The organism is Micromonospora sp. NPDC002389 (assembly GCF_040296095.1).
Taxonomy (GTDB): domain Bacteria; phylum Actinomycetota; class Actinomycetes; order Mycobacteriales; family Micromonosporaceae; genus Micromonospora.
Map to the genome: position 1 here is coordinate 107,924 of NZ_JBEOWP010000018.1, position 12,533 is coordinate 120,456.

The window sequence follows — 12,533 nt, forward strand, 5'->3', positions numbered from 1 at the left end:
CGACTCTGACCCGGCCGGTCAGCGCCGCAGCGTGAGGATGAGGTCGGCGACCAGCGCCGACCAGCCGGTCTGGTGCCAGGCACCGAGCCCGGCGCCGTTGTCGCCGTGGAAGTACTCCGGGAAGGCGATCAGGTCCCGCCAGTCCGGATGGGTCTGGAACAACTGCGCCGCGCCGTAGATCGGCCGCCGCCCCCAGTCGTCGCGGGTGAACAACGCGATCAGCCGGGCGGAGAGATCGTCGGCGATCTCGTCCAGGGTCTTCTTCACCCCGGAGCGCGTCGGGTACTCCACCTGGAGGTCCTCACCGAAGAACGCCGCGTAGTCCCGCAGCGCGCTGATCAGCAGGAAGTTCGTCGGCATCCAGATCGGGCCACGCCAGTTGGAGTTACCGCCGAACAGCCCACTCGTCGACTCGGCCGGCTCGTAACCGACGCAGAACTCCTGCCCACCCAGGGTCACCGCGAACGGCTTGTCCAGATGCGCGCGTGACAACGTCCGCAGGCCGTACTCGGAGAGGAACTCGTCGGTGTCCAGCATCCGGGCGAGCACCCGGACCACCTGCTCCGGACCGCACATGGACAGCAGCCGCTGCTGCCGCCCGTCCGGACCGATGCGTCGGGCACCGACCACCGAGGCGTACTCGGGGCGGTTGGTCAGGAACCAGCGCAACCGGGCGCCCAACTCCGGCAGCCGGTGCAGGGTCCGCGCGGGCAGCCGGGTGACCGCCGCCAGCGGCAGCAACCCCACCACCGAACGCACCTTCAACGGCACCTTCGTCCCGTCGGCCAGCCGCAGCACGTCATAGAAGAACGCGTCCTCGTCGTCCCAGAGCCCCTGGTCGTACGCGGCCGCGGCGATGTAGGTGAAGTGCTCGAAGAACTTCGTCGCGGTGTCCACCCAGGTGCGGTCGTGCTCGGCCAGCACGATGGCGATGTCCAGCAGGTTGAGCGCGTACATCGCCATCCAGCCGGTGCCGTCGGACTGCTCCAGCACCCCGGCCACCGGCAACGCCGCCGACCGGTCGAACGGGCCGACGTTGTCCAACCCCAGGAAACCGCCCTCGAAGACGTTGTTGCCGCCGGTGTCCTTGCGGTTGACCCACCAGGTGAAGTTCATCAGCAGCTTGTGCATCATCCGGGCCAGGAAGTCGTGGTCCCGGCTGCCGTCGATCTCGAACACCTTCAACGCCGCCCAGGCGTGCACCGGCGGGTTGACGTCGCCGAACGCCCACTCGTACGCCGGGATCTGCCCGTTGGGGTGCAGATACCACTCGCGCAGCAGGAGCAGTAGCTGGTCCTTGGCGAAGCCGGGGTCCACCCGCGCGATGCTCACGCAGTGGAAGGCCAGGTCCCAGGCCGCGTACCAGGGGTACTCCCACGGGTCCGGCATGGAGATCACGTCGAAGCTGGTCATGTGCCACCAGGCACTGTTACGGCCGTGTCGACGCCCGGCCGGCGGCGACGATCCCGGATCGCCGTCGAGCCACCGTTTGACGTCGAAGTGGTAGAACTGCTTGCCCCACATCAGCCCGGCGATGGCCTGCCGGGCGATCAACGCCTCGTCGGCGCTGGCCTTGGCCGGGATCACCCCGTCGAAGAACCGGTTCGCCTCCGCCCGCCGCGCCCACACCACGGCCTCGAAGCCGTCGCCCAGGTCTGCCGGAGGCGGGTCGACGGCACCGGGCGGCGGGGCCGTACGGGTCAGCCGCAGCCGGATCTGGCGCTGCCCACCCGCCGGCACGTCCAGCACGTAGTGCAGCGCGCCCTTGGTGCCGGTCAGCTCCGGGTTCACCGTCTCGGCACCGTCGACCACGTGGTCGTTGATGCCGTCCTTCGGGTACGGCGTCCGGCTCGGCAGCCCCCACAGCCGCTCGGCGTTGGTGTCGTTGTCGCAGAGCAGCGGGGTCGGGTCGCCGTCGCCTTCGAGCCGGACCTGCCCGAGCACCCAGTGCTCACCGACGAGCCGAGCACCCTCCCCGACGATCTGCGGCACCCGGTCACCGCCGGGCAGCCCCCAGGCCCAGGTGTTGCGGAACCACAGGTGCGGCAGCACGTGCAGCCGCTCGGCCCGGTCCCCCCGGTTGACCACGGTCACCACCATGCACAGGTCGGTCGGGGTGGCCTTGGCGAAGTCGACGGTCACCGCCCAGTACCGGTCGTCGTCGAAGATGCCGGTGTCGACCAGCTCGTACTCGGTGTCGTCCCGTCCGCGCAGCCCGTTGACCGCGACCAGCTCGTCGTACGGGAAGGCGGCCTGCGGGTAGTGGTAGCGCCAGCGCATCCACGAATGGGTGGGCGTGGAGTCCTCGTACCACCAGTAGTCCTTGACGTCCTCGCCGTGGTTGCCGCCGTCCCCGCCGAGACCGAACATCCGTTCCTTGAGGATCGGATCCCGCTCGTTCCACAGCGCGAGGGCGAAACAGAAGGTCTGTCGGTCGTCGCACACGCCCGCCATGCCGTCCTCGGACCACCGGTAGGCTCGGGACCGCGCGTGGTCATGGGGGAAGTAGTCCCAGGCTGTGCCGTGCTCGCTGTAGTCCTCCCGTACCGTCCCCCACGCCCGCTCGGACAGATAGGGACCCCATGCACGCCAGTCCTGCTCGCCGGCATCGGCCTGGGCGAGCCGGACCCGTTCCGCGTCGGGGGCCGGGGCGGAGGACGAACCGTCAGTGATCACCTTTACATCTTCGACGCCGCTGGGGTACTTCACCACAGCGGCCATTGTCGTCGTGTCGTGTTACACCTCGCCGCCGGTGGAGGAAAGTTGATCGAGATTCGCTTCGGCTCGCAGGTCTGCGGAGAGCTGACCAGCGCCGCCGGCCGCGAGTGGTTGGTGCCCGACGGCCTCGGCGGGTACGCCATGGGCACCGTTGGCGGGCTGCGTACCCGCCGGTACCACGGGCTGCTGGTGGCGCCCGGCGACACCCCGGCCGCCCGCAAGGTGGGGCTGGTCAGCCTCGACCCGGCGGTGCTGCTGCCCTCCGGCGCCCGGGTCCGCCTCGGCGCGCACGAGTGGGTCTCCGGCGACGTCGACCCGCGCGGCTTCGAGCTGCTGGAGCGCTTCGACCTGACCGACGGGCTGCCCCGGTGGCGGTGGCGCATCGGTGACGTGGTGATCGAGCGGGAGCTGGCCATGCTGCACGGCCGCTCCTGCGTCGCGGTGGTGCACCGGTTGATCAGCGGCGGGCCGGTCGAGCTGGAGCTGGCGGCGGCCTGCACCTGGCGCGACGCCCACGGCGAGCGGCGCGCCGACGGTCCGCCGCTGCGGATGGACCCGGTCGACGGTGGCGCGGTCATCGAGGGCGCGTACCGGTTGTCCGGGCCCGGCTGGTCCCCGCAGGGCCACTGGTGGCGGGGCGTCTACCACCGTGAGGAGGCCGCGCGCGGCCTGCACCCGGAGGAGGATCTCTGGTACGCGGGCCAGTTCCGCGACACCCTGCGCCACCCCGGCGACACCGTGTCGGTGCTGGCCTGGGCGCAGGACCCGGCTCCGGCGCCGCCACCGGCCACCGAGGTGGTCGCGGCGGCCCGCCGCCGCAACCGGGAGGTCGTCGCGTCGACCAAGCCCGCCGACGACGTCGAGGCCACGCTGGCGCTGGCCGCCGACGCGTTCATCGTGCGCACCAACGACACGCCCGTGGACGTGGTCGCCGGCTACCCGTGGTTCGGCGCCTGGTCGCGGGACACGATGATCTCCTACGAGGGTCTGTTCCTGCGGACCGGCTGGGCCGATCGCGGGCGTGAGCTGCTGCGCGCGTACGCGGCGACGCTCTCCGAGGGGATGCTGGCCAACACCGCCGACACCGGCCGGGTCGAGTACAACACCGTCGACGGCACGCTGTGGTTCCTGCACGCGGTCAGCCGACACGTCACCGTCACCGGCGACACCGACCTCGGCGACGAACTGCTGCCGGCGCTGCGTGGCGTCGTCGACGCCCACCTGGCCGGCACCCGCTACGGCATCGCCGTCGACCCGGCCGACGGGCTGCTCACCTCCGGCGCCCCCGGTGCCGCACTGACCTGGATGGACGCCCGCGTGTACGGGGTACCGGTCACCCCGCGCCACGGCAAGCCGGTCGAGGTCAACGCGCTGTGGGTCAACGGGGTGGCCGGGGTCGCCGAGCTGGCCGACCTGGCCGGGCAGGACTCCGACGGGCTGCACCGACTGCACGAACGGGCCGCCAAGGCGTTCCGGGACCGCTTCCCCACCCCGTCCGGCTGGCTGCACGACGTCGTCGACGCCCCCGCCCCGGCGTACCCGCTCGGTGGTGCGGCCTTCCACGACGACGACCTGCTGCGACCCAACCAGCTCCTGGCCTGGTCGTTGCCGTTCGCGCCGCTGGAGGCGGACCCGCGCGCGGTCGGCCTGGTCGGTGCCGGGCTACTCACCCCGCTCGGCCCGCGCAGCCTCTCCCCCGACTGCCCCGGCTTCATCGGCCGGCACCGGGGCGGACCGGCCGAGCGGGACAGCGCCTACCACCAGGGCACCGTCTGGCCGTGGCTGATCGGCCCGTACGCCGACGCCAGCCGACGCGCCGGTCTGCCCGTCGACACGCTGTTCACCGGGCTGGAGGCGCACCTGACCGAGTACGGCCTCGGGTCGGTCAGCGAGACCGCCGACGGCCGGGCCCCGCACATCGCCACCGGCTGCCCGTTCCAGGCCTGGTCGGTGGCAGAGCTGCTACGCGCCCGCCGGTGACCCGGGTGGTGGGGCACCCGCACGGGCGCCCCACCACGTCAGCCCAGGCCCACCGGGTCAGCCCAGGCCCACCGGGTCAGCCCAGGAACACCGGGTCAGCCCAGGCCCGCCGCCACGGCGGCCTGGCGGCCACCGACCACCGGCAGGGTGATCCGGGTGCTGTCGAAGTGCACGGTGATCTGCGCCCGGGTCTGCTTGGCCCGGCTGCTGTAGCCGGAGTAGGAGCCGAGCAGCACCACGCCGATCTGGTGGCCGGTCTCGAAGACGTAGTCCTCCGGCATCAGCGGCACGTCCACGCCGTACTTCGCGCCCGGCACCAGCGGCGTCGACACGTACAGCGAGTCGAGGTTCAGCCCGTCCACGACGCCCTTGGTCACCAACTCCTGCGGGTTGCTCGCCACGGTCTTGACGGTCTGCCGGTAGCAGCCCTCCTCCGCGTACCCGCCGAAGGTGGCCGCCTCGCCCCAGCAGTCCTCGGTGCTGCGGGTCTGGATGCCGTCGCCGCTGGTGCTGAACCGCTCCCGGGTGCCGTAGTCGACCAGCAACCCGGCGAAGCTGGTGTCCGTACCGTCGACCGACGCCTTGATCCGCACGATCGGCGTACCGGAGATGTGCAGCGGCGCCGTCAGCGGCGCGGAGAGGAACACCAGCCGGTTCTCGGTGTTGGCCGACGAATCCGACGGGTGCCGGATCGCGGTGGCCTGGCTCATCGTCGGGGTGTCCCGGAACGTCGCCGAGCGGTTACCAGGGCCCGATTTCACCGACAGCCCGCCGGGGCCACCGTCGGTGCCGGGCCGCAGGAACACCTGGGTGGGCCGGCTGCCGGGGATGGGCCAGTCGGCGTGCGTCTCCCAGACGTCCGGCAGCCGCTCGACGTCGACCGCCGGCTCCCGCATGATGCCGTTGTCGATGCCGTGCAACCAGAAGTCGAACCAGCGGTGCAGGGTCCGCACCCACTCGGCGCGGCGGAAGTCGAACGGGTCGATGTGCCCGGTGCCGGTCAGCCAGAGCTTGCGCGGCACGTTCTGCTCGGCCAACGCGTACCACCACTTGCTGAAGTGGTCCGCCCGGACGTTGTCGTCGTTGATGCCGTGCACCACGAAGACACTGGCTTTGACCTGGCCCGCGTGCGGCAGGTAGTCCCGTTCCGCCCAGAAGTCGTTGTAGTCGCCGGTGGCGTCGTCGCCGCCCTGGCCGAGCTGGGTCCGCACCGGGGCGCAGTACTGCCGCCGGTCCGGGTTGGTGACGTTGTTGGCCAGGCTGCCCGAGTAGTTGTTGGCCCGGGTCACCAGCCCGTTGCTGCGCGAGTAGTCGTACCAGTTGGAGATCGCCGAGATGGGCACGATGGTGGTCAGCCCGTCGACGCCGGTCGCGGCGGCCGCGTTGGCCAGCGTCCCGTCGTACGACTTGCCGATCATGCCGGTCCGACCGTTGTGCCAGTCGGCGACGACCTCGTTGCCCTCGGCGTCGACGCCCTTGCGCCGGCCGTTGAGCCAGTCGATGCCGGTCGGCGCGCTGATGTTGTCCGCCCGCCCGCCGGTCACCGGGCAGCCGGTCGAGTTGTTGGTGCCGATCATGTCCAGCAGGATCACCGCGTAGCCGCGCGGCACGAAGTAGTTGTCGTAGAACAGCGGCCAGCGGTCGTTGAGGCCGTCGCCGTCCAGGTCCGCCTTGCACTCGCTGTCGTTGCCCCGGCAGACCGTCGAGAAGTACGGGCTGGCGTCCATCACCACCGGTACCCGCAGTCCCTGCTCGCTGGCCCGGGGCCGGATGATGTCCATCGCCACGACGTCGAGCGCGCCGTCGGCGTCGGTGTCGACGTCGGAGGTCACGAAGATCCGTTCGCGGATCGCGTCGGCGTACCCGAACACCGGCTGGGTGACGCCGTCCGCGACGACCGGTCCCGTACCGGCGGTCACCGGCTGCGCCGTCGCCGGGGTCACCGGCAGGACTGCCGCGATCACCGCGACCGCCACCGCCGGAACCCACCATCGCCTCGTGGTTCGCATCCTGCTTCTCCTTCCCGGCACCCGACGTCGGCCGCCGCACACCGGAGCTGGCGGGCGGACCCAGGGCCCGTCGGTACACCGTCCGAATAGAACCTACGAAGCCGGACGTGGCAGGTCATCCGACACCTGTGGGACATACCAACGATCGACTCCTACGAATGTCGCAGAGGCGCGGCGCGCGCCCCCACCGCACCCGGGCGACCCGGCCGCCGCGCACCCGCCGGCAGCCCTTTACACCACCGCAACGGCTACGTCTCCGCTGGTTATCCAGCCCCGACCAGGATTGGTCCCGATCCAGCCGCGACACCGACAGGCCCGCCGGGGGGCCTGATGCCGGCCGCGCGGGGACAACTCCAAGGGGGCGCGTATGTCACCGAACGCCGACGTGATCGACATCAACGCCGCACGCTCGCAGCGGGTGCTGATCCTGTCCTGGGAGTACCCACCCGTCCTCGTCGGCGGGCTCGGCCGCCACGTACACGCCCTCTCCGTCGCCCTGGCCGCCGCCGGGCACCAGGTCACCGTCGTCACCCGCCACGCCGACGGCGCGCCGCTGGAGGAACACGTCGACGGCGTACGCGTCGTGCGCGCCGCCGAGGATCCGGTCACCTTTCCCCTGGCCACCGGCTCCCTGCTGGCCTGGACCATGGCGTTCAACCACACCCTCACCCGCGCCGCCCTGCGCGCCGCCGACACCGACGACTACGACGTCGTCCACGCCCACGACTGGCTGGTCGCGCACACCGCGATCACCGTCGCCGAACACCTGGACCTGCCGCTGGTCACCACCATCCACGCCACCGAAGCGGGCCGGCACCAGGGCTGGCTGCCCGAGGAGATGAACCGGACCATCCACGGCGTCGAGCACTGGCTCAGCAACGCCTCCACCCGGCTGATCGCCTGCTCCGGCTACATGCGCGAGCAGATCACCACGCTGTTCGACGTCCCCGCCGGCCACGTCGACGTGGTACCCAACGGCGTCGACGACCGGGCCTGGCGGGCCCGCCCCCGCGCGGTCGCCACCGCCCGCGCCCGCTTCGCCGGAGACGGCCCACTCGTCGGGTACGCCGGCCGGCTGGTCTACGAGAAGGGCGTGCAGCACCTGGTCGACGCCGTACCCGAGCTGCGGGAACGGCACCCCGGGCTGCGGGTGCTGATCGCCGGAGACGGCCCGTACCGGGGCGAGTTGGAGGAGCGCATCGGGCAGCTCGGGCTCGGCGGCAGCGTCCGCTTCGCCGGCTTCCTGGACAACACCCAGCTACCGGCGGTGCTCGGCGCCACCGACGCCACCGTCGTCCCCAGCCTCTACGAACCCTTCGGCATGGTCGCGCTGGAGGCCGCGGCGGCCGGCGCGCCCCTGGCGGTGGCCCGCACCGGCGGCCTGGCCGAGATCGTCGAGCCAGGCGTCACCGGTGTGACCTTCCCGCACAGCGACCCGTCGGCACTGGCCGGCGCGGTCGGCCACCTCCTCGGCGACGAGGTCTTCGCCCGCCGGGTCGCCCGAGCGGCCCGCACCATGGTCGGACGGCGGTACGGCTGGGCCACCATCGCCGCCCGCACCGCCGAGACCTACGCCGTCGCCCGCCGCGAACACGGGCCCACGCACGCCCGGCACCCCGCCGTCGACCCGTCGCCGCGCCGCCGCACCATCACCATCCCCGACGGCAACCTGCTGGCCGTGTGAGGGGCCGCCTGCCGACCGTCGAGACACGCGCGCGCGAAATAGGTGATCCCCGATCCACTGGCTAGTGTGTACGCCGGACGGTGGATGGGGGACACGTGCGAGCGTTGATCGCCGGCCGGTACCGGCTGCTCGACCTGGTCGGTCGCGGCGGGATGGGCACCGTGTGGCGGGCCGACGACGAGCTGCTGCACCGGCAGGTCGCCGTCAAGCAGGTCGTCCTGCCCGCCCGGCTCGGCGGTGACGAACTCGACCACCTGCGCGCCCGTACGCTGCGCGAGGCCCGCACCGCCGCCCGGCTCAACCACCCCAACGTGGTCCGCGTCTACGACGTGGTCTCCGACGGCGGCACACCGTGGATCGTCATGGAGTACGTGCCCTCGCGTACCCTCCAGGACGTCCTCGACACCGACGGGCCACTGCCACCGCAGCGCGCCGCCCGCATCGGCCTGGCCCTGCTGGACGCGTTGCGGGCCGCCCACGAGGCCGGAGTCCTGCACCGCGACGTCAAGCCCGCCAACGTGCTCCTCGCCCACGACGGCCGGGTGCTGCTGACCGACTTCGGGCTGGCCGTCTTCGACGGCGACGGGGCGATGACCGGCGCGGGCACCATCCTCGGCTCCCCGCAGTACGTCGCCCCCGAACGCGCCGCCGAGGGCGTGTCCAGCGCGCCGGCCGACCTCTGGTCGTTGGGCGCCACCCTCTACGCGGCCGTCGAGGGCCGCTCACCGTACGCCCGCAGCACCGCCATGGCCACCCTCAGCGCGCTGGCCTCCGCGCCACCGGACCCGGCCCGGCACGCCGGACCGCTCTCGGCGGTCCTGGCCGGGCTGCTGCGCCGCGATCCCGCGCACCGCGCCGACCACCCCGAGACCCGCCGCCGACTGCTCGCCGCCGCCGGCCCCGACGAGACCCCACCGCAGACCGGTGACGAGACCGCTCCTCTGCCCACCGACCCGTCACGGGTCTCCGAAGCCCGGGACTCGCCGGTCGAGGATCCACAGGTCGCCGCAGATGCCGAGCCCGCGCGACACCCTCGGGGCTCCGCCCGCTCCGCACCCCGAGGTCGCGCGCTTCCCGATTGGGCGTCCGGAGACCGAGCCGATGAACGAGCAGGCGGCGACCGGGACGACGACCGGGACGAGCCGCCACCTGCGCCTGCCCTGGTCACGCCCGAGGACCGCGCGGGCGACCCGGACCGCGACCGGGTCGCCGTACCTCGGGCCTGGGCGCTCGCCGCCGTCGCCGTCCTGGTGGCGATGGCCGCCGGCATCGGCACCGCGCTGACCGTGGTGGGCACCGGCGACGACCACCCGGACGCACCCCACGGGGCCACCGAATCGTGGCCCGGGACGGCCCCCTACGAGGCCGGCGGCCCCGACCCGGGACCGGGCGGCCCGGGTCCGCGCGACGGGAGACCTCCGCCCCCACCGCCACCGGGCGGACTGGTACCCCCGCCGCTGCCCTGCGTGCGGCCCTGGGTCGACGGCGGGCCGATCGAGACCGCCACCCCCGAGACCGACGACGAGACGTTCCGGCCGCCGACCGGCTGGGCCTGGCACACCGACCGCACCGGCTTCCGGGTGGCCGTGCCGGAGCAGTGGCGGTACTCCCGCGACGACGACGTGGCCTGCTTCCAGGATCCGGCGACCGGGCGCGCGCTCACCGTCGCCCGGACCACCGACACCAGCCTCGGGCCGGTGGCGCGGCTGCGCGCGGTCCGGGACCGGGAACTGGCCGCCGGCACCCTCCCCGGGTACCAGGAGTTCCGGCTCGGCCGGGTGGGCGACGCCACCGCGTGGGAGTTCGGCTGGCTCACCCCGCACGGCGACCGGCTCCGCGCCACGCAGATCGTGCCGGACGGGCGGACCCGCGACCGCGCCTGGACGCTCGGCTGGATCACCCACGAGTACGACTGGAAGCCCTCGACCACCCAGTTCACCACCATCCGCACCAGCTTCCGCCCCCGCCGCTGACTCCTCAGCGCCGGGACCAGGGGCTGTGCTGGGGCATCGACGGAGGCGGGGTGCAGTGGGTCGGTGCGCGACGCCGCTAGGCTCGGGGGCGTGGAACGGGAACGGCACGACGACACTGACCGGCTGCGAGTCTCCGACCGGGAGCGGGAGGAGGTCGTGGAAGTGCTCGGCAAAGCGGTGACCGAGGGCCGGATCACCCTCGACGAGTACACCGAACGGGCCGGTGCCGCACACGCCTCCCAGACGCGTGGTGAGCTGGCCCGGCTGACCACGGACCTGCCGGACGTCCCGGGTCGGACGCTGGGCCGGTCGACCGGGGCGCTCGCCCCGACGCCGGAGAAGCTGCTGGCCGTCTTCGGCAACGAGGTCCGCAAGGGTGCCTGGACGGCACCGGAGCTGATCGAGGCGCGGGCGATCTTCGGGGACTGCCGGATCGAGCTGCACGAGGCCGAGATCTCCGCCCGGGTGACCCGGATCGACGCGGACGCGATCTTCGGCAACGTCACCGTCGTCGTGCCGGAGGGCACGGACGTTCGGCTCACCGGCAGCGCGGTCTTCGGCAACAAGAAGTCGAAGCTGACCGGGCCGGTCACCCCCGGTTCCCCGGTGATCGAGGTGACCTGCCGTGCCATCTTCGGCGACGTGACCGTCCGGGCGCCCCGCAAACGCTGGTGGAGCTGATCACCCCTCGCCCTCTGCGGCACGGGCCCGCCGGACCCGCCGGTCATCGAACCAGAGCGCCAGCCCGACCCGGCCCCGATAGGCGGCGATCCCGCCCCAGACCAGGATGATCAGCCCCGTCCACCACCAGAACCGGCCGCCCACCCCACCGGGCGGACTCGCCTCCCGCACCCGACCGCTCTCGATCACACCGTCGGCCACGTCGATCGCGAGAATCTGATCCGGAGCGGTCAGCACGGTACGCGGCTCGGCAGCACCCGGCGTCAGCGCGAGCACCCGCACGCCCCGCACGCTCCCGTACGAGGTGCGCTGGTCGATCTCCAGCGGCTGGTCGAACCGGTCCTCGGACAGCGGATTCGGGGTGAAGGCCACGACCAGCGCGGATCCGTCCGGCCCCCAGCCGAGCAGGCGAATGGTGGTCACGTCGGAGACGGCCGGCAGGTCCAGTGGCCTGGCCTCCCGCCCGGTGGCCGGATCGAGCAGGCGCAGGCTCCAGTCGGTGCTGTCCGCGCGACGGGTGGCCACGGTCAGCCACCGGCCGTCCGCGGTCCACGCGCCCTTGCCCGCCAGCCAGGACTCCGGCGGTAGGAAGTACGACGCCAGCCGCTTGCCGTCCAGGCCGACGACCGTCACCTCGCGGCCCACCTGGTAGGCCAGCCGTTGCCCGTCGGGAGAGAAGGCGGCGGGATGGCCGACGATCGCTTGTCGCGGCACGTCGGGCAGTTCGGTGCGGTGTCCGCCGTCCAGCGTGACGATGCTGAGCACCACCCGATAGGTCTCTCCCTGCGGGTCGAGGTCCACCGTGTCCCGGACCACCAGCCGGCTGCCGTCCGGCGACCACGCCACTGGTCCTCCGCCGGGCAGACCTCGGGTGCGGCCGGTGACAAGGTCGATGATCTCGACGCCGTCGTCGTCGGACCAGGCGACGTACCGGCCGTCCGGGGAAAGTAGGACCTTGTCGCCAGCCGGTGCCCCGGGCCCCGGTCGCAGGATCCGGTAGCGGTCGGAGTCGGCACCGACCGCCCCGACGTATTCCGTGGCGTCCGGTCCGTTCAGCCGCCCTCGTTCCCCGCTGAACAGGACGGCAGCCGGACCGATACGAGGTCGGTCGGTGACGTGCAGCGCACCGATCGGCGGCAGGTCGATTCGGTCGGGCAGCGCGGCGGTTCCGGCAGCGGCCGGGTCCACGCTCGGGGCACGCCCCGACGGAACCACTGTCACGGTCAACACGATCAGGACCAGAGCAGCCACGACCGCACTCCAGTTCCGGCGGCGAGTGCGGCGTGCGGTGGCCAGCGCCCGCTCGTACACCGGATAGACCGGCGCCTCCTCGGCACCGGACCGCAGTGCTTCGCGCAGTCGTGCGGTCATCAACTGCTCCTTTCGGTCGTGCCGTCGACCAGATCGGGGGCGATCTCCCGCAGCCGCCGCAACGCGTCATGCCCGTGCCGTTTGACCGTGCCGACCGAACAACCCAACACCTCGGCG

The 12,533-nt window shown here is 72.6% G+C and carries 7 protein-coding genes and 1 pseudogene; 4 read left to right on the forward strand and 4 right to left on the reverse strand.

All coding sequences use genetic code 11. The annotated features are described in order from the left end of the window. Nucleotides 1-18: 18 nt before the first annotated feature. Nucleotides 19-2,721, reverse strand: coding sequence for an MGH1-like glycoside hydrolase domain-containing protein (locus tag ABT008_RS26730; RefSeq protein WP_350699505.1), 2,703 nt, complete (start codon nucleotides 2,719-2,721; stop codon nucleotides 19-21). 42 nt (nucleotides 2,722-2,763) lie between these two features. On the opposite strand from ABT008_RS26730, the gene ABT008_RS26735 reads away from it, so the two are divergent. Continuing rightward, nucleotides 2,764-4,698: an amylo-alpha-1,6-glucosidase gene (locus tag ABT008_RS26735; protein WP_350699507.1), complete on the forward strand. Its 1,935-nt coding sequence runs from the start codon at nucleotides 2,764-2,766 to the stop codon at nucleotides 4,696-4,698. A gap of 95 nt (nucleotides 4,699-4,793) precedes the next feature. Here the strand turns inward: ABT008_RS26735 and ABT008_RS26740 are convergent, their stop codons facing one another. After that, nucleotides 4,794-6,707: a Xaa-Pro dipeptidyl-peptidase gene (locus ABT008_RS26740; protein WP_350699508.1), complete on the reverse strand. Its 1,914-nt coding sequence runs from the start codon at nucleotides 6,705-6,707 to the stop codon at nucleotides 4,794-4,796. Nucleotides 6,708-7,074: 367 nt separating this feature from the next. Here ABT008_RS26740 and ABT008_RS26745 point away from each other — a divergent pair, with 367 nt between their 5' ends. The 3 genes from ABT008_RS26745 (at nucleotide 7,075) to ABT008_RS26755 (ending at nucleotide 11,045) form a co-directional block, all read left to right on the forward strand. Then, complete coding sequence (locus tag ABT008_RS26745) at nucleotides 7,075-8,391, forward strand: glycosyltransferase family 4 protein (protein ID WP_350699510.1); 1,317 nt, start codon at nucleotides 7,075-7,077, stop codon at nucleotides 8,389-8,391. Nucleotides 8,392-8,486: 95 nt separating this feature from the next. Then, the gene (locus ABT008_RS26750) at nucleotides 8,487-10,364 is read left to right on the forward strand and encodes a serine/threonine-protein kinase (protein WP_350699511.1); all 1,878 of its coding nucleotides are present in this window, start codon (nucleotides 8,487-8,489) and stop codon (nucleotides 10,362-10,364) included. A gap of 90 nt (nucleotides 10,365-10,454) precedes the next feature. After that, entirely contained in the window at nucleotides 10,455-11,045 is a 591-nt protein-coding gene (locus tag ABT008_RS26755; protein ID WP_350699513.1) for a DUF1707 SHOCT-like domain-containing protein, read from the forward strand. On the opposite strand, the gene ABT008_RS26760 is transcribed toward ABT008_RS26755, so the two are convergent. Beyond that, complete coding sequence (locus tag ABT008_RS26760) at nucleotides 11,046-12,416, reverse strand: WD40 repeat domain-containing protein (RefSeq protein ID WP_350699515.1); 1,371 nt, start codon at nucleotides 12,414-12,416, stop codon at nucleotides 11,046-11,048. It lies immediately after the preceding gene. Further along, nucleotides 12,416-12,533: pseudogene (locus ABT008_RS30530) on the reverse strand (SigE family RNA polymerase sigma factor); the annotation flags it as partial. The gene ABT008_RS26760 and the pseudogene ABT008_RS30530, both read right to left, overlap by 1 nt.

Excerpts from the sequence above, each read along its gene's own strand:
- ABT008_RS26760 (WP_350699515.1), bottom strand. The coding sequence starts at position 12,416 with ATGACCGCACGACTGCGCGAAGCACTGCGGTCCGGTGCCGAGGAGGCG.
- ABT008_RS26745 (WP_350699510.1), top strand. The coding sequence starts at position 7,075 with ATGTCACCGAACGCCGACGTGATCGACATCAACGCCGCACGCTCGCAG.
- ABT008_RS26740 (WP_350699508.1), bottom strand. The coding sequence starts at position 6,707 with ATGCGAACCACGAGGCGATGGTGGGTTCCGGCGGTGGCGGTCGCGGTG.
- ABT008_RS26730 (WP_350699505.1), bottom strand. The coding sequence starts at position 2,721 with ATGGCCGCTGTGGTGAAGTACCCCAGCGGCGTCGAAGATGTAAAGGTG.